The following is a 25,439-nucleotide window of genomic DNA, read 5'->3' on the forward strand; positions in this document are numbered from 1 at the left end:
GAGCCAATATGAGTCAAATAGAAGTAAAAGTGCCTGATATTGGTGACTTCGATCAAGTCGATGTTATCGAGATTCTCGTCAAAGAGGGCGATACAATTGCCCAAGAAGACAGTCTAATCACCGTCGAGTCTGATAAAGCCTCGATGGAGATTCCTTCGAGTTATGCGGGTAAAGTCACTGAACTGAAAGTTAAGGTGGGTGACAAAGTCGCCGAGGGTTCCTTGATTCTTATGCTTGAAGCACAAGAAGATCAGGCCGCTCAAGAATCGCCTGATCAAGCTCCTGCCGAGGAGGGTGCTGATAGTCAAACCACACGCTCAGACGACGCAAGCGCCGCTGACGCCAAAGCAGATGCTCAAAGCAATACAGAGGCAGCGGCTAGCGCGACGAAGCAGCAATCCTCTAGTGCCTCCTCACAAACCCCTGCCACTAGCGCTGCTGAACACAAAGCCGAGCCAATTCATTTTGAGAATTTAGGTGAAGACGCTTATGACGTCGTGGTCATTGGTTCTGGGCCAGGTGGTTATTCAGCGGCCTTCCGTGCCGCTGATCTTGGTCTAAAAGTCGCCCTGATCGAGCGCTATAGTACGCTTGGCGGTGTATGTCTCAATGTCGGATGTATTCCTTCAAAAGCGCTACTGCACAATGTGCAAGTTTTAGAAGAAGCTAAGCATTTAGCGGCTAAAGGCATTCGCTTCAGTGAGCCAGACATCGACCTCGATAAGCTACGAGACGCCAAAAATCAAGTCATTGGCAAGCTGACTGGGGGTCTTGCCTCGATGGCAAAAATGCGTAAAGTCACGGTCGTCACTGGCACGGCTAGCTTTAGCGATGAACATCACCTCAACGTCCAATTAGAGGATGGCAAAACGCAAGATTTGGCGTTTCATGCATGTATCATTGCTGCCGGTAGTGAGTCAGTCAAACTGCCTTTCTTGCCTGAAGATAAACGCATTGTTGACTCTACAGGGGCCTTGGAATTACGTCAAAATCCCCAAAAAATGCTGATTATCGGAGGCGGTATTATTGGCCTCGAAATGGCGACCGTCTATTCTGCGCTAGGTGCACGTCTAGATGTGGTTGAAATGCAAGATGGCGTGATGCAAGGCGCTGATCGTGACCTTGTTAAAGCTTGGCAAAAGAAAAATGCGGATCGCTTTGACCATATCTGGGTCAATACCAAAACGGTGGCGGCTGAAGCTAAAGACGATGGTATTTATGTTAGCTTTGAAGGTGCGGATGCCCCTAAAGAGCCACAAAAATACGATTTAGTCTTGCAGGCCGTCGGTCGTAAACCGAATGGCAAGAATATCGGCGCCGAGAAAGCCGGGGTTGAAGTCACTGACCGTGGCTTTATCGAGGTGGACACGCAAATGCGAACCAATGTGGCGCATATATTTGCGATTGGCGATATCGTCGGTCAACCCATGTTAGCGCACAAAGCCGTGCATGAAGCCCATGTCGCCGCCGAAGTGATTGCCGGTCACAAAGCCGGTTTTGATGCCCGTGTTATTCCATCAGTGGCCTATACCCATCCAGAAGTGGCTTGGGCGGGTATCACAGAAGAACAAGCCAAGGCTCAAGGAGTCAAGCTCGAAAAAGCCTTATTCCCATGGGCAGCTTCAGGTCGTGCCATTGCCAATGATGCCACCGAGGGCTTTACCAAGCTCTTATTTGATGCCGAAACCAAGCGCATCTTGGGGGGCTCGATTGTTGGCCTCAATGCGGGTGACCTCATTAGTGAAGTCGCTTTAGCGATAGAGATGGGCGCCGATATTGATGATATGGCTCATACCATTCATCCTCATCCTACCTTAGGTGAGTCTGTCGGTATGGCAGCCGAAGTCGCCGCAGGATCTTGCACCGATGTGCCGCCTGCTAAAAAGCGGTAATATCTGCTAAAATACTCGGCAGTTTGTAACGAACGTAAGGCTTTAACGTTAAGCCTTACGTTTTTAATTTTTAATCTGGTTCTTACATGGACGCAATCGACTCCAAGCCAGCAGTTCCCACTCAAACAAGTAACTTATCCGACTGGCTGACTTATCTAGAAAATCTCCACACGCAAACCATTGACTTGGGCCTTGAACGGGTTCAAGCCGTAGCTGACAAGTTAGGCATTGAATGGGATGGTGTAAAAATTATCGTCGCGGGCACCAACGGTAAGGGGTCTACCTGCGCTATGTTGGAGTCTATTTATACAGCCGCAGGCTTTAGCACGGGCTTGTATACCTCACCGCATTTGAATGTCTTTAATGAACGCATCAAAATCAATGGCGAATTAGCACAGGATCAGGCCATTATTGAACAGTTCGATCGCATCGAAAAAACTCGTGGCGATATTAGTCTGAGCTATTTTGAATACACGACATTGGCGGCCATATTGTTATTCCAGAAGGCCAATTTAGATGTCTCGATTTTTGAGGTGGGTTTAGGAGGGCGCCTAGACGCTGTCAATATTATCGATGCGGATTGCTCGATTGTCACATGTATTGATATTGATCACACGGCTTATCTAGGGGATACAAGAGAGCAGATCGCCCTCGAAAAAGCTCATGTGTATCGCAGTCACAAACCTGCGATTTGTAGTGATCCCATGCCACCGCAATCGTTAATCGATTATGCCCAAGCGATTGAAGCTGATCTTTGGCTCTTCGGCCGCGATTTTAATTACTCTGGTGATAAGCAGCAATGGGCCTTTGCGGGTCGCACAAATCGTCGCAATGCCTTAGCTTATCCGGCCTTGCGGGGTGCCAATCAGCTGCTCAATGCCAGTGCTGCCTTGGCCTGCATCGAAGCGCTGAATCTGAAATTATCTGTGCCTTTACAAGCGATTCGTGAAGGCTTGCTTTTAGTCAATCTACCTGGACGCTTCCAAATTTTGCCAGGTCAGCCTACGGTGATTCTCGATGTGGCGCACAACCCACATGCCGCTTCCGTCTTGTCACATAATCTTGAGCATATGAGTTTTCATCCTTACACTTATGCGGTGTTTGGTATGCTCAATGATAAGGACTGCGATAGTGTTATCCAGAAGTTAAGTAAGGATGTAGACTATTGGTATTGTGTCAGCCTGCAGGGACCACGCGGTCAGTCTGCTCAAGCATTAGCTGCTAAAATAGAGCAATTAATCGAAAAGGATGATGAGGGCTTGCCTCAGGTGCGAACTTTCGATAATAGTGTGCAGGCTTATCAACAAGCCTTACAAGACATGAACCAAAATGACCGTTTAATTGTTTTTGGCTCATTTTTGACTGTCGCTGATGTGCTCGAACACATTCGTCAATCTTAGTTATTTCTCCAATAAGGAATTCATTCAATGGCTTTTAATCAAAACCGATCACCGAATAACGAACGTAATCGCACCCAGAGCTCTCGCAACGACGATGAGCAACGTCAAATGAGCGAAATGCGTAGCAAAATTACCAAACGGTTAATAGGAATTATCCTGTTGGTGATTGTTGCAGTCATTGTCTTGCCTTTAATTTTTAAATCGAATGACGAACCAACGGAGCCGGAACAAGCGCCATTGGTATCGCCAGCCGGCTCTAACAATCAGGGTCAATCACTATCTGTTGAAACTGCACCGGGCGTGCAAGCTGAAGGCGAAGCAGCTACCGGTACCTTAGCGCCGCAAGAAGGTACCGAACAAGCAGATACTCACGATGGCACGACGACGCCAGACACTGAGGGTCATCCAGACAATCAAGATCAGTCTGCAACCGATCCGACCTCAGTCGCACAAAGTACGAATCCTGATTTATTGCCAGAGACGTCATCCGAATCTAACAGCCAAGATAGCACGCAAAATAACACGTCTTCCTCAGATTCTGTAGCGCAATCAACTGCAGATACTAACAAAGCGACTAGCCCTAGCAAGGATAGTGCCCAAAACAAAACGCCTAGCAAACCTAGCCAAAAATCCGACACATCCAAAAACAAAAAAAGTAACCATACGATTGCTGACAAGGATCGTACTGACGATGGCAGTAAAGCCTTAGCCTTATTGCAAGGTAAGTCTGTGAGCAAAGCGACGCCATCACAATCTAACAAAACCGTGACATCAGGCTCTTATAACGTGCAAGTTGGTTCATTTACATCAGCGGCCGATGCCCGTGCGCAACGCGATAAATTGCGTAGTAAAGGGGTCTCCGATGCTTATGTGCAAGTTGCACAAGTCAGTGGCAAACCGGTATATCGCTTACGCATTGGGCCTTTCTCATCTAAGGAATCAGCACAGGCCACGCAAACCCGTGTTAGAGCGCTTAACTTCCCCGATAGTTTTGTCACGGGTAACTAATACAAATAGTGACTATTTTTGATTTTATTGTCCTCGGAATTATTGCAGCTTCAGGTCTACTGGGGCTCTTCCGAGGATTTTTTAAAGAAGTCATCTCATTGGTGGCATTTATCCTTAGTTTCATGGGGGCATTGCGCTGGGGGCCATGGCTCATGCCCAGTCTAGGTCAATGGTTGACGCATCCCTTAGTCAATATGGCCGTATCCTATGTCGTCGTGTTTTTTGTGGTGCTGTTAGTGATTGGCTTAGTCAATCGTTTGTTAGCTACTTTCCTCAAGGCAACAGGGCTCACGCCTGCAGATAAGGGTCTGGGATTTTTCTTCGGTATTATGCGTGGTGTGATCATTGTCTTAATTCTTGTGATGATTGCGGGTTTTACGCATTTACCTCAGGAGCCGTGGTGGCAAACAGCGCAATTTTCGCCGATGGCGGTCGATGCCGTGCAATTTATCAAAGCACAGTTACCGGCTCCTCTAGCGAGTTATCTACCATATTAATTTTTATTCAATAGGTCAGAGTTATGTGTGGTGTTATTGGTGTGGCAGGCGCTTCACCCGTTAATCAATTAATTTATGATGCTTTGTTGCTTTTACAACATCGCGGCCAGGACGCGGCTGGTATAGCGACAGAGAGTAATCGTAACTTTAATATTTTTAAGTCACAGGGTCTGGTGCGTGATGTGTTTCGCACCCGTAATATGCGGTCTTTACCTGGCAATGCTGGCATTGGTCAAGTACGCTACCCAACGGCCGGCTCGAGTGAGAGTGAACTAGAGGCGCAACCGTTCTATGTGAATGCGCCATTTGGTATTACCTTTGCGCACAATGGTAATCTTACAAACTGGAAACAATTGCGTCAGTCTTTGTTTACAGTGGATCGCCGTCATATCAATACCAATTCTGACTCTGAAGTCTTGCTCAATGTATTGGCGCATCAACTACAAACAGCCAATCAAAGTAATCGCTTAACGTCAGCAGAAATTTTTAATGCGATTGCGGCGCTGCACAAGCGTGTTAAGGGCGCTTATGCCGTAGTTGCACAGATTGCAGGCTATGGCATGATTGCTTTTAGAGATCCATTTGGCATTCGTCCCTTGTGTATAGGCAAACATGAGAGCAAGCACGGCACCGAATGGATGTTTGCTTCCGAATCTGTGGCACTCGAGGGCAGTGGCTTTGATTTTGTACGTGATGTCGAACCTGGTGAATGCGTTTTTGTGGATAAGGAAGGTCAACTGACCGCACAACAATGCGCCGACAATCCAATTCTCACGCCTTGTATTTTTGAATATATTTACTTTGCTCGGCCTGATTCAACCATTGATGGCATCAATGTGTATAACGCACGTTTGCGGATGGGTGAATACCTGGCCGATAAAGTCGCTCGTGAATTACCTTTAGGCAATATTGATGTGGTGATGCCGATCCCTGATTCCTCTCGACCTGCTGCCATGCAATTGGCAGCTCGCCTAGACTTAGAGTATCGTGAAGGCTTTATTAAGAATCGCTATGTGGGTCGCACCTTTATTATGCCAGGTCAGGAAGTACGCAAAAAGTCCGTGCGCCAAAAACTCAATGCCATGAGTGTAGAGTTCAAAGACAAAAATGTACTCTTGGTTGACGATTCTATTGTGCGTGGTACCACCAGTCGCGAAATCGTGAATATGGCACGCCAAGCGGGGGCCAAAAAAGTCTATTTTGCTTCGGCAGCACCTGCTGTTCGCTACCCGAATGTTTATGGTATTGATATGCCGCTACAAGAGGATTTAATTGCCTACGGCAAAACCACTGATGAAGTTCGTGCCGAAATTGGCGCTGATGGTTTGGTCTATCAAAGTCTGGACGACCTCAAAAAAGCCTTACAAGAAATCAATCCAGCGATCCAACAATTTGATTGTTCTTGCTTTGATGGTAATTATGTGACGGGCGATATTGACCAAGTCTATCTGCAAGAATTGGCCCAAAGTCGTCGTGCCCAAAAAGCGCAAGCAGGCAAACAAACCAATATGGGTTACAGCGGTTAAGCACAGCCCCATAATAGTAGCTATTTGCACCGTCGTACTTCGCTGTACGACGGTTTTTTTATAAAAAACTAGCCGACAAGCCTCTTAAAAAACAATCTAAAATTCTTTATACTAAATTAATAAATGCAAAAAGGAGGCCTTATGAAAACCAAAGCGGCTGTCTTACACGAAATGGCATTAAGCAAACCCTATGCCCATAGCCAACCACTACGCATCCAAGAGCTAGAGCTTGATCCTCCCGGCCCCAATGAAGTACTTATTAAGATCGGGGCCGCCGGTCTTTGTCACTCCGATCTTTCTGTGATTAATGGCAGTCGCCCTAGGCCCCTGCCTATGGCTCTTGGCCACGAAGCGGCGGGTGAGATCATAGAAGTAGGTTCAGGGGTCAAAGGCTTCGAGCCTGGCGATCACGTGGTCTGTGTTTTTGTGCCGAGCTGCGGTCACTGCTTACCCTGTCGCAAAGGACGGCCAGCACTGTGTGAGCCCGGTGCTCAAGCCAATGCCAAGGGCGAGATGCTAGACGGCGGCATCCGTTTGCATGATCATGGCGACGATATTAAACACCATATCGGGGTCTCCGGTTTTGCACAATATGCCGTGGTATCAGAAAACTCAATTGTCAAAGTCGATCCTAGTATACCTTTCGAGAAACTCGCGGTTTTTGGTTGTGCCGTGATCACGGGGGTTGGAGCGGTGGTCAATACAGCCAAGATCGAAGCAGGCAGTACGGTTGCCGTGGTGGGGCTAGGAGGTGTTGGTTTGGCAGCTGTGCTTGGCGCCATCATGGCAGGCGCAAGTCAAGTGATCGCCCTCGATGTCAATGCCCAAAAACTGCAACTTGCGCAAGAGCTGGGGGCTACCGCTTGTTTTAATGTCACTCAGGATGATGTTCTCGAGCGCATCCAAGCTCTCACGCCAGGTGGCGTCGATTATGCGATTGAAACCGCCGGCGTAGTTACCGCCCTTGAGATGGCTTATGCCATTACCTGTATTGGGGGCACCACAGTGACCGCTGGCTTACCTGACCCCAAAGAGAAATTCGCGGTGCAGCAAGTCAGTCTGACCGCTCAAGAACGCACGATCAAAGGTTCTTATGTTGGCAGTTGCGTGCCCATGCGCGATATCCCACGCTTTATTGAACTCTACAAACAAGGCCGTTTGCCAGTGGATAAACTGATCACTGATGTTCTGAAACTCGAAGACATTAACGAGGGCTTTGATCGTCTCGATCAAGGACAAGCCGCTCGTTTAATTGTGACGATGGATTAAGCCTCTAGAAACTAAAAAGGACGGTCTGCAATGACCGTCCTTTTTTGTGTGGTTGAACCCCTAATTTTTGCGCAAGAGCGCGACAAACCCCAAAATGGCGATCAAGGCAAAGAGGAGTAGGGCCCACATAGAATACGGTAAGCCTAGGAATTTGACATCGGCGTCACTGCAAGAGGCATAAATACCAAATAACCATGGGGCAATACTATCTAAATGGGTGGTGCGACTCATGAATTCATCCGCAAAACTCATATCGCAAGAGAACATATGGGCGGCGACATTATGCTGATACCAAGCCGCAATCGCACCACTAATCCCTAATAAGGCCGTCAAAAAAGCAAATAAGCGTTTGACCATACTAGGCAAAAGATTGCTGACCAAACAAATCACAGCAATAATGAGTAATACGAAACGTTGCAATACGCACCAAGCGCAGGGGTTCATATCAAACACGTACTGAGTGATGAGGGCAAAACCCACCGCAGCGAGTGAAAGGACAGCAGTTGTATTGAGGATTTTTGATGTTGTGATCATCGCTAAAATTTAGACACCCATTTGAGTGGCAAGAATATGCGCTAATTCTTGCACACCACTCCAGATAATTTGTACACCTAAACAAAGTAAAATAAATGCTGCCAAGCGCATAAAGACCGCCGCGCCTGTATGGCCTAAACGGTGCATTAACTTGGCTGCATAACGTGTACACACAAAAATAATAAAGCCGATCACAGCACATGCCGCTGCAATACCTACGCTAAACAAACCCTGATTGGTCAATGTATCTTTGGGCATGTTGGTGGCCACGGTTAAGGCAATGGCGAGCGTTCCTGGCCCACAAATAAGCGGGAAAGTGAAAGGAAAAAAAGCATTGCTTTTGGCTTTTTCGAAAGTGAAATTCTCTATAATGGATTGGTTTTCGGTATCGTCGGGGTCTTCGGCGTTGAGTAGCTTCCAAGAGCTAGCGACCACCAGTAAACCACCACCGACCTGTACGATAGGAATTGAAATACCGAATAAGCGCAACACCATATTGCCAAGCAGCGCAGTACAGACCAAAAGTAGAAAGACATTCCAACCAAGAATTTTGGATAATTGCGCACGTGTTTGATTAGACGCCCCTTGAGTGATGGTCAAAAATATTGGAATAATTGCCAGGGGGTTCAAAATCGGCAGCACCGTACCAAAAAAAAGAAAAAATCCGGATGAAAGGGCAGTCATAAACTCTCTAATTATTGTTAGACACAGATTGTGGAAGAAAACTATTCAGAGTTTCCATAATATCATGTTCAAAAGGCAATTGTAATCTTGGCTCCTTCAGAATATCACCGTCGATCACAAACACATCCTCAACCCGCTCGCCCAAAGTTAGAATCCGCGCCATATGCAGATTGACTTTATGCTTATTAAATAATTGAGCAAGCGCATACAAAATGCCAGGTGAGTCTGTGGTCATAATTTGTAAACGCCAGGCATTGGCCAGCTCATCGGTCTCGAGTACCAAACGAGGTTTGATCGGGAAGGTGCGAGAACGGCGCACACTTGAATAAATGGGGATCGTAGGTTGATATCTCACAAGATCTGTAGGCAAGGCGGTTTGATTTTGCAGACGATCGTGTAAGCCCTTTTCTAATTCCCTCAGATAGTTGTCAGTTGGAGCTTCAAGATGCTGTGGTCGTTCAAGGATAAAGCTATCGAGCACATAGCCATTGTTACTGGTATGAATCTGCGCCTCAATCACATTTATTTTTTGCTCATAAAAAAAGCGCACAATGTGTTCAAATAAGCTGGCCTGATCCTTTGTAAAGACCATGACCTGCAAATCACTCTGACTTTCTAGCTCGCGGGCTCTGACAATCGTATCGGTATAAGGTAATTTGTCAAATAACTTGCGTGTATGCCAGGCAATATCACTGGCTTGCGTGCGCAAGAAATAGGCTTCACCCATACTACGCCAAAAGGCTTCACGTTCAGCCTGACCAATGCCTTGCGCCTCTAGCAGCTGAATTGCTTTTTTCTGTCTTAGCGTCAATATGGCTTCACGATCCATTTGTTTGCCATTAAAGACGCTAAGGGCAATTTCGTATAGGTTTTGTAAGAGTTTGCTTTTCCAGGCATTCCAAACGCGTGGGCTTGTGCCGCGCATATCGGCGATCGTGAGCATGTATAACGCGGCCAAACGATAGGGAGTTTTGACGATATCACAAAATTGTTGAATGACCTTAGCATCAGAAAGGTCTCGTTTTTGGGCGGTCATCGACATGAGTAAATGATATTTGACCAGAAACTCCAATAAATTCACTTCATCTTGATTGAGATTATGGGCTTGAGCGAATTTTTTGACCTCCTGGGCCCCCAGTAAGGAGTGGTCACCACCGCGTCCCTTGGCAATATCATGAAAAAGAGCTGCTAAGTACAAAAGCCAGATTTTGTCGAATTCCGCCGCGAGGCGGTTAGCCAAGGGATGATCCTGCGCAAACTCCGCCATCGTAAAGCGCCGAATATTGCGAAGAACCATTAGAGAGTGCTGGTCGACGGTATAGATATGCACTAAGTCATGCTGCATTTGCCCAGTAATTTTACGAAAAGCCGGAATATAGGCGGGCAAAATATCCAAAAAGGCCATGCGTCTCAGCGCATGCACAATGCCACTGCGTTGTTTAAGAATCTGCAAAAACAACCAATGATTGATGGGATTTTTACGAAATTGGGCGTCAATTTGGTGTCGAGAACTATAAATCAGGCGCTGCGCATTCACCGTAAAATTAGATAAATCAGGGTGTTGCTGCAAGACTAGAAAAATCTTAAGTAGTAATTGTGGTTTTCTCTGGAAGATATCCTGATAACGCACATCGAGCAAGGAACCAACACTTTTGAAGTCTTCATCGATGATTTGCTCACCACGATGATCTTTGAAAAGCATAAGTTCCATATTTTGCATGGTAAATTGCGTCAAAATATAAGCAATTTTGGCATTGAGATAATAGCGCTGCATAAAGACTTCGCTAGGGCGCTTACTCATGTGTTTTTTGATGTGATAGACCTCAGCCAGTTGCGGTTGCAGATGGAATAAAAGTCGATCGTCGCGTTTTTTTTGTAATAAATGCACCTCAATACGTAAGCGTTGCAGGGCATGCTCGATTTTTTGGATTTGTTTGACTTCGGCCTCTGTCATTAAGTTGGCATCATGTAAATTACGCCAACCCGGCGCGATGCCGCAAGCGGAAGCGAGCCATTGCAAGGTCTGCAAATCACGCAAACCTCCCGGCGATTCTTTGCAATTGGGCTCTAATTCAAACGGGGTATCCTTGTATTGAGCATGACGCTTTTGTAGTTCTAGTTTTTTATCCAGAAAAAACCGTTTGGGATTGAGTTGCGCGCGAAAACGTCCGAATAACTGGCGGTATAGGCGCTTATCACCCAACAAAAAACGCATTTCCAGGAGGCTAGTCGCGACAGTAATATCTTGCTCGGCCTGTTCAAGACAGTCATCTAGTGTGCGTACGCTATGACCCACATGTAAGCCCATATCCCAAAGGGAGGAGATAAATTGCTCTAATTGCTCTTGCTCAGGAGCGCTAGCGGGTTTACGCAACAAAATGAGCAGATCAATATCCGAGTATGGATACAGCTCACCCCGGCCATAACCGCCCACTGCACACAAACTGGCCTGATGCGGTAAGGGCACCAGGGCATGCAGTTGCTTGAGCGCTTGATCGATATGTTTGCGCAGTGTGATCAGCAGATTGTCTGGGCGCAGGCGCTTGTTTTGATACAGAGTGATGGCATCCGCTTGTTGTTGCGCAATGATTTGACGTAAGGCCTGTAATTGTTGAAATTTATCCATCACTCTGTGCTTGTCTTAGGATTGGATGAGTGCTGGAGCAGGTCGCATGCCAGGCGACGTCGTTAAGACCTCATAACCGTCGGCAGTGACAATAATTTGATGCTCCCATTGCGCAGATAAGCTGTGATCCTTGGTCACCACCGTCCATTCATCACCAAGCACTTTGAGTGCGGCTTTGCCGGCATTAATCATTGGCTCAATCGTAAACACCATCCCCTCTTTGAGAATAACACCCGTGCCAGCTCGACCATAATGCAACACTTGTGGTTCTTCGTGGAAGTGACGACCAATACCATGGCCACAGTATTCGCGGACTACAGAAAAGCCTTGTGCTTCGGCATGTTGTTGAATGACGTGACCAATATCACCTAGACGTGCGCCAGGTTTGACCTCGTTTATACCTAACCACATACATTCAAAAGTGGTTTCAATAAGACGTTTAGCAAGAATAGAAGGCTCGCCGACACAGTACATACGACTGGTGTCACCATACCAACCGTCCTCAATAATCGTAATATCAATATTGAGAATATCGCCTTTTTTGAGGACTTTTGTGCCAGGGATACCGTGACAAATCACATGATTGACCGAAGTGCACACATTGCCCGGAAACGGCGGATAGCTAGGTGGACCATAACCGAGGGTGGCAGATTTAATCCCTAGTTCTTTGATTTTGGAGGCGACTAACTGGTCAATCTCTAAAGTGGTAATACCCGGTTTAATAAAATCGGTGAGATAATCAAGAATACCCGCTGCTGTTTGGCAGGCCTTGCGGCATGCAGCAATATCTTCGGGTTTTTTTAGTACAGCCATTTGATTGTTTCCTAAAAATAAAATAATCAGTTATAATTATGCGCTTTAGCAAGGACAAAACTAATCTTTGAATTATAGCCCTATGATCTTAGTCAATTGATTTTAGTAGATTGCTACTAGTCAATAGATGGTTAAATAAGGTATTTAATCAAGCTTTATTAACAAAAGATTATTTAAAAAGCTTATTTAACAAAGTTATTTAACAAAGCTTTTTATTGAGTCTGGTTGCTAAGACGATTAATTGACAGAGTTGAGTTAATCTAATGAGCTAATCTATTGAGTTAAGCTATTGAGTCAAGCTTCATTGACTTTTTTAGATTAATTGCTAACTAAAATGTTAACTAAATTGTTAATAAACCGTTAACTGAATTGTTAACTAAAGCATCTGTCACTAATTGCTATCACTAATTGATTTTCAATTAGTTCAGTTAGAGTTCAGTGAACTCTGTTGCTAATGTTTATTTGATCCTTAGTTGATCCTTAGTTGATCCTTTAACGAAGACTTTCTGTGTAAAAGTCATCCCAAAAGGGCATTAATTTATAAGCTTAGCAGCGCTTAACTGATTCTTAGCTCAATATTCTAATAAAATAATGGGGTATTCGTAAAGCGCCACTAAGTAATTTAGCTTGGTTTTCTACTTACTGGCGTTCGCTGGTTGTTCGACAGTATTTACGTTCTTATTGTTTATTAGAGCAAGTACAGATTAGGTCTGTTTTCTTTATGGCTTAGTTTTGTTTTTGCTAAATTCCAGGCGTTTTGCCTGTTTTTTGTTGTAAATGGCGTGTGTATTTGCCTAGGGTGTTGGTAATAATAGTAGCTCGGCATGATGTATTGGTGGGCTTTTTTCTCTTTATAACTTCCAATCCTAAGTACACACAAGACTTAACCCTTTGGAGTAATTTATGTCTTTAATGCGCGATATGCTAGAAGCGGGTGTTCACTTTGGTCACCAAACTCGCTACTGGAACCCAAAAATGGGCCAATATTTATATGGCCGTCGTAACAAAATCCATATCTTCAACCTCGAAAAAACCGTGGTCAAGTACCTAGAAGCAATGGATTTTATCCAAAAATTATCTGCTCGCGGTGGCGAAGTACTATTTGTAGGCACCAAACGTGCCGCTCGCGATATTATCGCTGAGCAAGCACAACGTGCGGGTTGCCCATACGTAGACAACCGTTGGTTGGGTGGTATGATGACTAACTTTAAAACAGTTCGTTCATCTATCAAACGTCTCAAATCTATGGAAACGGCTGTTGCTGAAGGTAACGCAGAACAAACCACCAAAAAAGAAACCCTTGTTTTCAAACGCGAACTCGAAAAACTAGAAAAATCAATCGGCGGTATCAAAAATATGACTAAGCTGCCGGATTGCTTATTCGTCGTTGACGTCGGTTATCACAAAATTGCCATCCAAGAAGCTCGTACACTAGGTATCCCTGTAGTGGCTGTGGTAGACTCTAACCACGCCCCAGATGGTATCGACTACATCATCCCTGGTAACGATGACTCTGCTAAAGCCATCGAACTTTACGCCAAAGGCGTAGCGGATGCGATTATCGCGGGTCGCGAACAACGTGTTAACGGTGTCGTCGAAGAGATTCAAGACGCTCAAGCTGAGCCACAAGAAGCTGCAGCAGAATCTTCTGACGCTCAAACTCAAGAGTAATTGAGCTTATAAGTTAAACAACAGTGGGTTGTTCACTGACGTTTTTGAACGCCCTGCAAATGCGGGGCGTATTTATTGATATATTGGAGAAATAATGGCTGCTATTACTGCCTCAATGGTAAAAGAATTGCGTGAAAAAACTGATGCCCCTATGATGGAGTGCAAAAAAGCCTTGACCGAAGCGGATGGCGATCTTGCAAAAGCTGAAGAAATTTTACGTGTCAAACTTGGTAACAAAGCCAGCAAAGCGGCTTCTCGTATTACCGCAGAAGGTCTGATCGGATTGTATATTTCTGACGACAAAAAACAAGGCGCTGTGGTTGAAGTTAACTGCGAAACAGACTTTGTCGCCAAAAATGACGATTTCATTAAATTTGTTAACGACATGGCTGAATTAGTCGCCAAACAAAACCCAGCAGACGTCACTGCCTTGGCTGATGTCGCTTACCAAGATGGTACAGTTGAATCAGTGCGTACTGCCTTAGTAGGTAAAATCGGCGAGAATATGACCATTCGTCGTTTCGAACGTTTTGAGACCGCTGATCAATTAGCCAGCTATGTACATGGTGGTACTATCGGCGTCTTAGTTGACCTCAAAGGTTCCGAAGAAGTGGGCAAAAATGTCGCTATGCAAATCGCGGCGGCCAAACCTAAAGCCCTTAACGAACAAGGTATTGATCCGCAATTGCTCGAAACTGAGCGTTCTGTGGCTCGCCAAAAAGCTGAAGAATCTGGTAAACCGGCTGAAATCGTCCAAAAAATGGTCGATGGTAGCGTAGCTAAATACCTCAAAGAAGTCGTATTGTTGAACCAATTGTATGTCAAAAATGACAAACAAACTGTGCAACAAATGCTCAAAGAAAACAATGCCAGTGTCAACCGTTACGCTTTATTCGTAGTGGGTGAGGGTATCGAGAAAAAATCGAATGACTTTGCTGCCGAAGTGGCGGCCGCTGCTAAAGGTTAATGATTTTTTTAGTATATGAGCGCAAAGCTGACTCAACAGAGTCAGCTTTTTTTATGAGAGCTTCACACATGGGATTTAGATATTTATCTAAAACCCCTTGATTGGATTCTGTTAAAATGTGAAGTCAATTTTAAAAGGTGTTTTTTATGGCGGAAACTGCTTACAAACGTATTCTTCTTAAACTGTCTGGTGAAGCCCTTATGGGCGAAGACTCGTACGGTATTAATCGCAGTACCATCGTACGCATGACGCAAGAAATTGCCGAAGTCAGCAAGATGGGCATTGAGCTAGCGATTGTTATTGGTGGCGGTAATATCTTTAGGGGGATCGCCCCGGGCGCTCAGGGTATGGATCGTGCTACAGCCGACTATATGGGTATGTTAGCCACTGTCATGAATGCCTTGGCATTACAAGATGCCCTCAAGGGTCACGGTGTCGTGGCACGCGTGCAATCTGCCCTCAATATTGATCAAGTGGTCGAGCCCTATATTCGTCCCAAAGCGTTACGCTATCTCGAAGAGAAAAAGGTCGTGATTTTTGCGGCGGGTACGGGTAATCCGTTTTTTACCACCGATACGGCAGCGGCCTTGCGCGGAGTCGAAATCGGTGCGCAAATCGTCATGAAAGCCACTAAAGTCGATGGTATTTACAGTGCTGACCCTAACAAAGACGCCACCGCTGTACGTTACAACGATATCAGTTTTGATGACTGCATCAGCCGTCGCCTCGAGGTCATGGACGCCACTGCTTTTGCCTTGTGTCGTGACCAAAAAATGCCTATCAAAGTGTTATCTATCAACAAACCGGGTGCCCTACAACGCGCTGTCTTAGGTCAAGACGAAGGTACCCTTGTCCATATTTAACGAGTAGATTATGAATTCAGAAATTTTAAAAAATACCGAATCTCGTATGAATAAAAGTATCGAGAGTCTCAAAAGTAATTTATCCAAAATTCGTACCGGCCGTGCCCATGCGGGTTTACTAGATCAAGTGCAAGTCGATTACTACGGTACGCTCACACCGATTAGCCAAGTGGCATCAGTCAGTGTGATTGATGCGCGCAATTTGAATGTACAACCGTGGGAAAAAAGCATGGTGGCCGCTATTGATAAGGCCATTCGTGAATCTGATTTGGGCTTAAATCCCATGAATATGGGCGAATCTATTCGTGTACCTATGCCAGCGCTCACCGAAGAACGCCGCAAAGACCTCACTAAAGTCGTCAAAGCCGAAGGTGAGGATGCCAAGATCGCCATCCGCTCACACCGCCGTGAGGCAAATGATAGCCTCAAAAAACTCGTCAAAGAAAAAGAAATCTCTGAAGATGATGAGCGTCGTGGCCAAGACTTGGTCCAACAATTGACCGATAAATTCGTGGCTCAGATTGATGAACTCATCGAAGCCAAAGAAAAAGAAGTCATGACGGTTTAATTCTTTTATTGTAGTACTATGCCAATTAGTTCGACTCAAGCGATTCCAATTGCCAGCCAAACGCCAGAACATGTTGCGATTATCATGGATGGCAATGGTCGCTGGGCCCAGCAACGTCATCTGCCTCGTACCGCGGGGCATATTCGCGGTCTCAGTGCAGTCCGCAAAATCGTGCGTTTTTGTGGCGAATTCAATATTAAATATCTCACCTTATTTAGTTTTAGCTCCGAAAACTGGCGTCGGCCCAACGACGAAGTTAATCTCTTGATGCGTTTGTTTTCTAGAGCGCTGACTCGTGAAGTCGATCAATTGGTTAGAAACGGTATACGTTTACGCATTATTGGCGATATTTCTGCCTTTGATGAAAGCATTCAAGCCAAGATTGCTGCCGCGCAAGAATTGACGGCACAAGGTGAGCGTCTGCATCTGACCATCGCTGCTAATTATGGTGGCCGTTGGGACATCCTACAAGCTATCCAAAAATTCTATCAAGCACGTGTGCAAGGTTCTGCACAATCGTTAGAACAATTGTGTACCGAGGAGCAATTTGCGCCTTATCTGAGTATGGCTTGGGCGCCAGAACCCGATCTTTTTATCCGTACTGGCGGTGAGCAGCGTATTTCTAATTTTTTGATTTGGCAATTAGCGTATACGGAGCTGTATTTTACGTCAACTTACTGGCCTGACTTTAATAAGCGTTGTTTTGAGCAGGCTATCGCCTCCTATGGGCAACGCGAGCGTCGCTTTGGTCGCATCAGCGAGCAACTTAAAGCGCCTAATTAACACGAGTTTGCGTCATGCTTAAACAAAGAATCCCGACTGCCATTGTGCTTTTACTCATCGTATTAGCGTTTACCGTTTGGCCTCTGAGTCATTATTTTGAGCCATTTTGCTTTGTGCTTTCAGCCTTAATTCTCTACGAATGGTTTAAGCTCATTCTTGACTCAGACAAGCGTCATCAAATAGCGGCGGGCGTGGCGCTACTGTTTATCATTGTGACGATGTATTTTTGGCTGCAAGGTAGAGAGCAAGAGGGCGCTAATTTGTTTTATGCGCTGTTGCCTATTATGGCAGTTATCTGTTGTTTTGCTTGGCTGCTCGTGGTGCCTTTGATTGTGGCACGAGGTCAGGTAGAATATCGCGGCTCTACCTTTGCGCATGCTGTGCTCGCGATTGTGACGGTGAGTGCTAGCTGCGCGACCTTGATTTTCTTGTTTAACACCTTTGGCGTGGTGTTTTTATTATCCTTTTTAATCATGATTTGGCTGGCTGATAGCCTGGCCTACTTTGGTGGGAAGGCATTGCAGGGACCAAAATTAGCGCCCAAAGTCAGTCCAGGCAAGACCCGCTCAGGGGCCATTTGTGGTGTCGTCACTGGCGTGATCTGGCTCTTACTAAGCGCTCACGTTTGGCCGGGTTCTTTTGCTGACTATGTGCTAGCTCATAGCAATTACCTGGTCTTAATCATCGCCGGCGTCGTGCTCTGCAGTTATTCAATTTTGGGGGATTTGTACGAATCCTTAATCAAACGTCGCGCTCACGTCAAAGATTCAGGCCATCTTTTACCTGGACATGGCGGCTTTTATGATCGAATGGACTCGATTGTTGCCATTGCCCCAATGGTATCTGTGTTATGCCTGTTGATGCAAAACTATGCCTAAGCAAATTTCAATTTTAGGGGCAACGGGTTCAATTGGCCAAAGCGCCCTCGATATTATTCGCAGTCATCCCGAACAATTTTCTGTTTATGGCCTCAGTGCCTATTCGCAAATTCAAGCCGTCGCTAAAGCGGCCCTAGAGTTCCAAGCCAAGGTCGTGGTGCTGAACCATCATCAGCAAACGACTGAATTTCAAGAACATTGGCACCAGGCTTGTCAAGCGCTTGCCAAGCCATCTTGTCCGCCCCGGCCGCCAGAATTACGCTTTGGCCAAGAGGGACTAAAAAGCATAGCGACCGATGCAGAGGTCGATAGTGTTGTCTGTGCCATTGTTGGGACAGCCGGCTTGGCCTCTGCTTATGCTGCGGCCTGTGCTGGTAAAACGATTTTATTGGCCAATAAAGAAGCCATGGTGGCGGCGGGAGAGCTCTTTATGGCAGCGGTGGCTAAGCACCAGGCCACGGTTTTGCCACTCGATAGCGAACACAATGCGATTTTTCAGTGTTTGCAGCAAGCTCATGCCCAGCAATATATTCAAAATGTGATTCTCACGGCCTCTGGTGGACCCTTCAGACAAACGCCTCTAGCCGATCTCTCTCACGTGACGCCAGAACAAGCCTGTAAGCATCCCAATTGGCGCATGGGTCGCAAAATCTCTGTCGATTCTGCCACCATGCTCAATAAAGGCCTAGAAATCATTGAGGCTAAATGGCTCTTTAATTTGCCTTGGCAACAAATTAAAGTGCTCATCCATCCCGAAAGCATTGTGCATTCTTTGGTGCAATATCAAGATGGTTCCTTATTAGCACAACTCGGTCATGCCGATATGCGTATACCTATTTCCTATGCGATGGCGTATCCACATCGCGTCAGCAATAATAGCCGTTCCTTAGCATTGCACGAATTGACACAACTTAATTTTAGTTTGCCTGACTTGCAACGCTTTCCCTGTTTGCAGCTCGCTTATCAAGCCATGGCCGCTTCTCAAAGCCATTGCCTGGTCTTGAACGCCGCCAATGAAATCGCTGTAGCCGCCTTTTTACAGGGCAAAATTGGCTTTACGCAAATCGCACAAGTGATCGATACCATGTTGCAAGCGCATCAGACCCAGACTTTCCATCAAATCGATGACGTCTTAGCATTTGATAGCGAATGCCGTCAACGCACTTCACAGCTACTCAAGCAGCCATTGGACTAAAACTATGTTAATGACTTTGCTGGCTTTCCTTATCACCATTTCAGTGGTGGTCGTTTTTCATGAATTTGGTCATTATCTGGCCTGTCGCTTATTTGCCATTGAGGTTGAACGCTTTTCTGTAGGCTTTGGCAAGCTGCTATATAAGCGTAAGGATAAGCGCGGAACCGAGTGGGCGATATCCCTCTTGCCTTTGGGAGGTTATGTCAAACCACTCTCGGCCGAAAGCCCTAATTACCATGCTGACAATGCGCACGCCAGTATTGAATCGAAAAGCGCCTTGCAACGCTTTATAGTGTATGCAGCCGGGCCGATATTTAGCTTATTGTTGGCAATCATTATTTATAGTTTGACCTTTATGTGGGGGCAGCCACAAGTCTTGGCGCAAATTGCCGCACCTGCAGCCCAGTCAGCGGCAGCACAAGCCGGGCTCCATAAAGACGATTTAATCGTCGCCGTCAATCAAAACACCATACGTAATTGGGAAGAACTAAATACGGAATTAGCCGAAGCTCTCAGTCTTGGTTCTCGAGCTCAACTTGGCTATGTGAAGGCGACAAATGCCGAAAAATTACTCCAGGGCCATTTTGATTTTGATGCCATCGAGCCCTCCCTCATCAAAGAGACAGAGATTCAATTTAGTCGGCACGAGGGTAGTCTGGAAAACGTTAATCTTATGGGACAAGCAGGCTTGACGATTGAACCCAAAACGATTGTGGTCAAAAATGTCCTGGATATTAGTGTGGCGCACAAAGCGGGTATCCAAAAGGGCGATGTCTTAGAAGGTCTTTGCGGCCACAAACTGTCACCCAAGGAGTCACTTGAGGCGATTCGAAACAGTCCAGATCAAGCGCTTTGCTTGCAAGTGGTACGTCCCGTCGGCGATCAGCAACAGCGCTTGCAGTTCAAAGTCACGCCTGCAGGTACCGCCCTAGAAGATGGTCGCTATATTGGTCGCATTGGTGTTGAAATGGGCCCTGTCTTTAATACCCAGATACAACGTGACAACCCTCTGCGTGCGATTCTTCGTGGTAGCGACAAAACCTTTAAGATGTCGTGGTTCTCCATTAAGATGTTGGGCAAGGTAATCAGTGGTGATTTATCTTGGCGTAATTTGAGTGGTCCTATCGCTATCGCCGATTATTCTGGTAAAGTCGCGGCAGTTGGGGTGTTGCCGTTTATCAATTTTATTGCTCTCATCAGTTTGAGCATTGGTGTTCTAAATTTAATACCTATTCCTGGCTTGGATGGTGGTCAGATGCTACTGAGCGTGATTGAAATGGCTCGCGGTAAAACACTTTCTAAAGAAATGATGACTAAGCTCATTGCAGCGGGGTATAGCGTCTTATTATTAGTGTTTGTACTAGTAATTACTAACGATTTATCGCGGATCTTTTAATTATGTGTTGCAAAGCCATAAAAGAGGTGAGAAACCAAAGATTTTTTATTATACTATGACATACTTTGTCTTAGGTAGTTGCATTTTGCGGCATGCCCATATGCCTATGTGACCCGCTATCTCTACCATCTTGGTAGAACTGCAGACTTTAAGCGTTTGTTTCCACCTGCGTGACAAACAAGATTATTTTTACTGGAAGGACCATTAATGCGATTACGCTCTGCCACTATTTTGCATTATAAGAAGTTACCACTACTCCTTGCTTCGGCATTTTTTCCTGTAGCCGCTCATGCTTTTTCACCATTTACTATCAAAGACATTCAAGTGTCTGGTTTGCAAAGTACAGAGCCTGCTATGGTCTTTAGTTACCTACCGGTACGGGTAGGTTCTACCTTTGATGATGCCGCCTCAACCGATGCCGTTAAACGCTTATATGCCACTGGTTTATTCGATGATGTCAAAATCACGAATCGCAACAATGTGGTCCAAATCGAGGTCAAAGAACGTCCAGTGATTTCCTCTATCTTATTTGATGGGATGAAGGCGTTCAATGACAAAGAGCTCAAAGAAGCCCTCTCTAAAGTTGGCTTTGGGGTTGGTCGTGCTTTGGATCCCGCCTTATTGACCCGTGCCGAAGACGAAATTCGTGCTCAATACATCGATAAGGGTCGCTATGGTGTAGATATTATGCACACCATTACGCCATTACCCGGTAATCGTGCGGGGATTAGTTTCCAGGTTCAAGAGGGCGGTTCTTCCAAGATTCGTGACATTCATATTGTGGGCAATAAATCCTACTCTGAGTCTGAACTCTTAGACGAAATGAACTTAACCACGCCAGGATGGATGACGTGGTACACCAGCTCAGATAAATTTGAGCGCGAAAAAATGGAAAAAGATAGTGACATCCTCAAGGACTTCTATCTGGATCGTGGTTATCTAGACTTCAAGGTGGATGAACCACAGGTCACTATTTCACCAGACCGCAAAGATATTGCGATCAACTACACTATTCACGAAGGTAAACCCTATAAGATCAACAAGATCCAATTAGCGGGCGATCTGTTAGGCATGGACCAGGAACTGCGTTCTTTGATCCAACAAGTCCCTGGTGATACCTATAATAACAGCAAATCCAAAGAGACTTCTGAGCGCATCAAGTCGCGTCTCGGTGAGTTAGGTTATGCGTCTGCCGACGTGACTGTACACCCCATTGCCGTCCCCAACTCACAAGACGTTGATGTAACATTCTTCGTAGAGCCAGGCTCACGAATTTATGTACGCCGTATCAATATTGGTGGTAATACACGCACCCGAGATAAGGTGATCCGCCGCGAAATGCGTCAAGAGGAATCAGCTTGGTACGACGCCGCACGTATTTCAACGTCGCGTAACCGCATTGACCGTTTAGGTTACTTTAATGATGTGACTGTCAATCAATCTCAGGTCGAGGGTTATCCCGACCAGGTGGATATCAATGTGGACGTCAAAGAAAAACCGACGGGTATGATTAGTTTGGGTGTAGGTTATGGCTCCAATGACCGTGTCTCCTTCATGGCCGGGATTAGCCAAGACAATATTTTTGGTAGTGGTACCGACCTAAGCCTACAAGTCAATACTGGTAAATATAGTCGTGCGGTGGTCTTAACCCATTCCGATCCTTATTTCACTTCGAGTGGCATCAGTCGCACCACCTCGGCTTACTACCGCCAAGATAAGCCATATAACGATAACGACGATCTTGATCAAGACGAAGATACCTATAAAATCCGTACCATCGGTTTTGGTCAAAACTTCGGTGTCCCTATCTCCGAAAACGATCGTATTTTCATGGGCGTCACCTATGAAAACAACCACGTTAAATTGCCAAATGAAGACGCGGGTCTTGTAATTCCACAAGCCTATCGTGAGTTCGTAGATGTTTACGGTAAAACGACCAACACCTTCTTATTCAATGTGGGTTGGACTAAGGATACACGTGACAGCGCTTTAGCACCTACTAGAGGCTACCGTACCGAGCTCGGTGCCACATTTGGTGTGGGTGATCTCAAATACTATATCTTGAGTGCGGGTCAACAGTACTTCTTGCCAATCAATAAGGATTTTACACTTGCCTTTAATGCCTCTGTAGACTGGGGTAAATCCTTCAATAGCAATAAACCATTCCCTGTGATCAAGAATCTATATGCCGGTGGTATTGGTTCTGTTCGCGGTTATGAAGGTTCCTCTTTAGGCCCTCGTGATAGCTTCTCTGGCGACTATCTTGGTGGTTCACGACGCTACTTAGCGAACGTGCAGTTATACATGCCGTTCCCAGGCACCCAAAATGACCGCACCTTGCGTTGGTTCCTATTTGCCGATGCCGGTAAAGTCGACGTCAATGGTAAAGCCACTTGCACGAGCGGTAGTTATGAATATGGCTCACGTGTAGATGATCCTTGCGGCTGGCGTGCTTCTGCAGGTATTGGTTTATCTTGGCAGTCACCATTGGGACCGCTAGAGATCTCTTATGCTAAACCGCTCAATAGCAAAGATGGCGACGAGAAACAACAGTTCCAGTTCCAAATCGGTACGTCATTCTAAATAAAGATTTACATTTTACAGCCTCTTGTAAACAACTAAGGCTGTAAAATGCGTTATAAATATAGCTTGTATTCGTTTTATAGTTACAAAAAGGTTAATTTACATGAAACAGTCTACCCAAATTAAATTGCGTAAAACACCAGCGGTAGTTTTAAGTTTATTTTTAGCTGGCGCCGTTTTCGCTTCTAATAGCTATGCTGAACAAAAAAAAGAAGCAAAACCCGCCGCCGAGAAGGTAGTCAAAGCAGACGACAAAACTGACAAAGCAGCGAATAAATCTGCCGATAATAAATCTCTCGCCGACATTAAAATCGGTTTTGTCAATACCGAAAAAATTCTTCGTGATTCAAAACCCGCTAAAGAAGCCCAAAAGAAAATCGAAGAAGAATTCAAAAAACGCGATACTGACTTACAAAAATTAGCCAGCGAACTTCGCAAAAAATACGAGGACTTTGATAAAAACTCTCCGGTCATGAACGACGAAGATCGCAATAAAGCGCAAAGTGAATTAACGGATTTAGATACGCAATTGCAACGCAAACGTCGCGAATTCCAAGAGGATTTCAATCGTCGTCGTAACGAAGCGTTTTCAACCATTGTGGATCACGCCAACACCGCCATTCACAACATCGCTGCCGAAAACGATTACGACTTGATCCTCCAAGACGCCGTGACCGTGAGCGAACGTATTGATATCACTGACAAAGTTATTCAAGCCTTGGACAAAAAATAATGTTGATTTTGCAAGAGCCCGATAAAGCGATTTTATTGGATGCTTTGCTCGAGCAAATCAATACTCAAGGGCTCGACTGGGAACTTAAATTACCCGCTGGAGCCCAAATGCCGCTTATTAGCGGCATTGGTGCTTTAGATCGAGCTCAAGCCCATGAAATTAGCTTTTTAGCCAATCCCAAATTAGCACATTCTTTGGCCAGCACACAGGCTTCAGCGGTGATATTGCCTCCGCAAGCCCTACAACTGCTGCCCGAACAACTGCCATTTGCTGTGGTCCTGACGAAGGACCCTTATTTATTTTATGCAAGGCTGGTGAAGTGGTTTGCCCAAAAACAAGACGGCAGCCAAGCGCCTAGCATTAGTCCGCATGCCGTCATCGGCCAAAATGTAGTTATTGAAGATGATGTTAGTATTGGTCATTTCACCATTATCGAAGACAATAGCATCATCAAAAAAGGTGCGCGTATAGGCTCGCACTGTTTTATTGGTCCAGATTGTGTGATCGGAAGTCAGAGCCTTTTGCATTCCCATGTTAGCCTCTACAAACGCGTCAAAGTGGGTGAGCGTTGCATCATTCACAGTCAAGCAGTGATTGGCGGTGATGGCTTTGGTTTTGCGCCGGATTCCACCCAAGAAAAAGGCGCATGGTGCAAAATTGAACAACTCGGTGGTGTGACTATCGGCAACGATGTAGAAATCGGCGCTTGCACCACGATTGACCGAGGTGCTTTAAGTGACACACTTATTGGTAACGGTGTCAAACTAGATAATCTCATCATGATTGGCCACAACTGCGAGATTGGCGATCACACTGCCATGGCGGCTTGTGTCGGTATGGCCGGCTCCACCAAAGTAGGCAAACGCTGCATTATTGCGGGGGCCGCCATGTTTGCTGGTCATCTCACCTTGGTCGATGATGTGTATATTTCTGGTGCAACGGGCGTGATGTCTAGCATCAAGAAACCAGGTCAATATACGAGTGCATTCCCGATTACGGATCATGCGACTTGGCGCAAAAATGCTCCATTGGTCAACCAACTCTCGCAACTTCGACGTCGTATTCAACAATTAGAAAAAAAGGAAGGTTAGTTCTCCATGACACCTATTGATATTCAAGGCATTATGTCTCGCATTCCACACCGTTATCCATTTTTATTGGTTGACCGTGTGCTTGAGTTAGAACCCGAAAAAAGCATTACTGCCATCAAAAATGTCACGATTAATGAACCTTTTTTCCAAGGTCATTTTAAACATTTGCCTATTATGCCGGGTGTGCTTATTATCGAAGCGCTGGCGCAAGCGGGGGCTTTGTTCACTATGAGTATTGTGAATGATGGCAATGTTGATTTCTCGCAAATCGGTTATTATCTAGTTGGTATTGACGAAGCGCGTTTTCGTAAACCGGTCGTACCTGGTGATCAATTAGTGCTCAAAGTGGAAGCGATCAAAATTAGTCGTGCCATCTGTAAATATCAGGCCACGGCCTTAGTTGATGATCAAGAGGTGGCCTCTGCTAAATTAATGTGTGCAATCCGTGAACTTAAATAGGAT

At 45.6% G+C, this 25,439-nt stretch carries 22 protein-coding genes; 18 read left to right on the forward strand and 4 right to left on the reverse strand.

Features of this window, described 5'->3' with window-relative positions:
• Positions 1–8: 8 nt before the first annotated feature.
• The 6 genes from lpdA to Q335_RS0107330 all read left to right on the forward strand — a co-directional run bounded on the left by lpdA (position 9) and on the right by Q335_RS0107330 (position 7,592).
• A complete protein-coding gene (lpdA, locus tag Q335_RS0107305; RefSeq protein WP_028358054.1) occupies positions 9–1,892 on the forward strand; it encodes a dihydrolipoyl dehydrogenase in 1,884 nt (627 codons plus the stop codon).
• Between the two features lie 86 nt (positions 1,893–1,978).
• Entirely contained in the window at positions 1,979–3,292 is a 1,314-nt protein-coding gene (gene folC, locus Q335_RS0107310) for a bifunctional tetrahydrofolate synthase/dihydrofolate synthase (protein ID WP_051532389.1), read from the forward strand.
• A gap of 27 nt (positions 3,293–3,319) precedes the next feature.
• Positions 3,320–4,300, forward strand: a complete 981-nt coding sequence (locus Q335_RS10060; RefSeq protein WP_028358056.1) for an SPOR domain-containing protein — start codon at positions 3,320–3,322, stop codon at positions 4,298–4,300.
• Between the two features lie 8 nt (positions 4,301–4,308).
• Positions 4,309–4,797, forward strand: a complete 489-nt coding sequence (locus Q335_RS0107320; RefSeq protein WP_028358057.1) for a CvpA family protein — start codon at positions 4,309–4,311, stop codon at positions 4,795–4,797.
• A gap of 23 nt (positions 4,798–4,820) precedes the next feature.
• Entirely contained in the window at positions 4,821–6,323 is a 1,503-nt protein-coding gene (gene purF, locus Q335_RS0107325; protein ID WP_028358058.1) for an amidophosphoribosyltransferase, read from the forward strand.
• A gap of 141 nt (positions 6,324–6,464) precedes the next feature.
• Positions 6,465–7,592, forward strand: a complete 1,128-nt coding sequence (locus Q335_RS0107330; RefSeq protein ID WP_028358059.1) for a zinc-dependent alcohol dehydrogenase family protein — start codon at positions 6,465–6,467, stop codon at positions 7,590–7,592.
• A 60-nt stretch (positions 7,593–7,652) separates the two neighbouring features.
• Here Q335_RS0107330 and Q335_RS0107335 read toward each other — a convergent pair whose 3' ends face one another.
• From Q335_RS0107335 to map, 4 genes are read right to left on the reverse strand one after another with little or no spacing between them, the layout of a single operon-like run.
• The gene (locus tag Q335_RS0107335; RefSeq protein WP_028358060.1) at positions 7,653–8,126 is read right to left on the reverse strand and encodes a disulfide bond formation protein B; all 474 of its coding nucleotides are present in this window, start codon (positions 8,124–8,126) and stop codon (positions 7,653–7,655) included.
• 9 nt (positions 8,127–8,135) lie between these two features.
• Positions 8,136–8,810 carry a MarC family protein gene (locus Q335_RS0107340; RefSeq protein WP_038369652.1) on the reverse strand — a complete coding sequence of 225 codons (675 nt, stop codon included), beginning with the start codon at positions 8,808–8,810 and terminating at the stop codon, positions 8,136–8,138.
• Between the two features lie 7 nt (positions 8,811–8,817).
• Complete coding sequence (locus tag Q335_RS0107345) at positions 8,818–11,436, reverse strand: [protein-PII] uridylyltransferase (RefSeq protein WP_028358062.1); 2,619 nt, start codon at positions 11,434–11,436, stop codon at positions 8,818–8,820.
• A gap of 15 nt (positions 11,437–11,451) precedes the next feature.
• Positions 11,452–12,249 carry a type I methionyl aminopeptidase gene (gene map, locus Q335_RS0107350; protein WP_028358063.1) on the reverse strand — a complete coding sequence of 266 codons (798 nt, stop codon included), beginning with the start codon at positions 12,247–12,249 and terminating at the stop codon, positions 11,452–11,454.
• 903 nt (positions 12,250–13,152) lie between these two features.
• Between map and rpsB the strand changes: the two genes are divergently transcribed.
• The 12 genes from rpsB (at position 13,153) to fabZ (ending at position 25,436) form a co-directional block, all read left to right on the forward strand.
• Positions 13,153–13,920 (forward strand): 30S ribosomal protein S2, encoded by a 768-nt coding sequence (gene rpsB / locus Q335_RS0107355; RefSeq protein ID WP_028358064.1) that lies wholly within the window; start codon positions 13,153–13,155, stop codon positions 13,918–13,920.
• A gap of 94 nt (positions 13,921–14,014) precedes the next feature.
• Positions 14,015–14,887, forward strand: coding sequence for a translation elongation factor Ts (gene tsf, locus Q335_RS0107360; RefSeq protein ID WP_028358065.1), 873 nt, complete (start codon positions 14,015–14,017; stop codon positions 14,885–14,887).
• A gap of 146 nt (positions 14,888–15,033) precedes the next feature.
• Positions 15,034–15,750: a UMP kinase gene (pyrH, locus tag Q335_RS0107365; RefSeq protein WP_028358066.1), complete on the forward strand. Its 717-nt coding sequence runs from the start codon at positions 15,034–15,036 to the stop codon at positions 15,748–15,750.
• Between the two features lie 10 nt (positions 15,751–15,760).
• Positions 15,761–16,318, forward strand: coding sequence for a ribosome recycling factor (frr, locus tag Q335_RS0107370; RefSeq protein ID WP_028358067.1), 558 nt, complete (start codon positions 15,761–15,763; stop codon positions 16,316–16,318).
• An 18-nt stretch (positions 16,319–16,336) separates the two neighbouring features.
• The gene (gene uppS / locus Q335_RS0107375) at positions 16,337–17,101 is read left to right on the forward strand and encodes a polyprenyl diphosphate synthase (protein WP_028358068.1); all 765 of its coding nucleotides are present in this window, start codon (positions 16,337–16,339) and stop codon (positions 17,099–17,101) included.
• 14 nt (positions 17,102–17,115) lie between these two features.
• Positions 17,116–17,979 carry a phosphatidate cytidylyltransferase gene (locus Q335_RS0107380; protein ID WP_028358069.1) on the forward strand — a complete coding sequence of 288 codons (864 nt, stop codon included), beginning with the start codon at positions 17,116–17,118 and terminating at the stop codon, positions 17,977–17,979.
• Positions 17,972–19,174, forward strand: coding sequence for a 1-deoxy-D-xylulose-5-phosphate reductoisomerase (locus tag Q335_RS0107385; protein WP_028358070.1), 1,203 nt, complete (start codon positions 17,972–17,974; stop codon positions 19,172–19,174). The genes Q335_RS0107380 and Q335_RS0107385 overlap by 8 nt, the downstream gene beginning before the upstream one ends.
• A gap of 4 nt (positions 19,175–19,178) precedes the next feature.
• Complete coding sequence (gene rseP / locus Q335_RS0107390; RefSeq protein ID WP_028358071.1) at positions 19,179–20,570, forward strand: RIP metalloprotease RseP; 1,392 nt, start codon at positions 19,179–19,181, stop codon at positions 20,568–20,570.
• A gap of 207 nt (positions 20,571–20,777) precedes the next feature.
• The gene (gene bamA / locus Q335_RS0107395) at positions 20,778–23,153 is read left to right on the forward strand and encodes an outer membrane protein assembly factor BamA (RefSeq protein WP_028358072.1); all 2,376 of its coding nucleotides are present in this window, start codon (positions 20,778–20,780) and stop codon (positions 23,151–23,153) included.
• Positions 23,154–23,256: 103 nt separating this feature from the next.
• Positions 23,257–23,886 carry an OmpH/Skp family outer membrane protein gene (locus Q335_RS0107400; RefSeq protein WP_038369655.1) on the forward strand — a complete coding sequence of 210 codons (630 nt, stop codon included), beginning with the start codon at positions 23,257–23,259 and terminating at the stop codon, positions 23,884–23,886.
• On the forward strand, positions 23,886–24,977 hold the full coding sequence (gene lpxD / locus Q335_RS0107405; protein ID WP_028358074.1) for a UDP-3-O-(3-hydroxymyristoyl)glucosamine N-acyltransferase: 1,092 nt from the start codon (positions 23,886–23,888) through the stop codon (positions 24,975–24,977). Before Q335_RS0107400 ends, lpxD begins: the two co-directional genes overlap by 1 nt.
• A 6-nt stretch (positions 24,978–24,983) precedes the next feature.
• Complete coding sequence (fabZ, locus tag Q335_RS0107410) at positions 24,984–25,436, forward strand: 3-hydroxyacyl-ACP dehydratase FabZ (protein ID WP_028358075.1); 453 nt, start codon at positions 24,984–24,986, stop codon at positions 25,434–25,436.
• Positions 25,437–25,439: the final 3 nt, after the last annotated feature.

The organism is Brackiella oedipodis DSM 13743, from assembly GCF_000621025.1.
GTDB classification, from domain to species: Bacteria; Pseudomonadota; Gammaproteobacteria; order Burkholderiales; family Burkholderiaceae_B; genus Oligella; species Oligella oedipodis.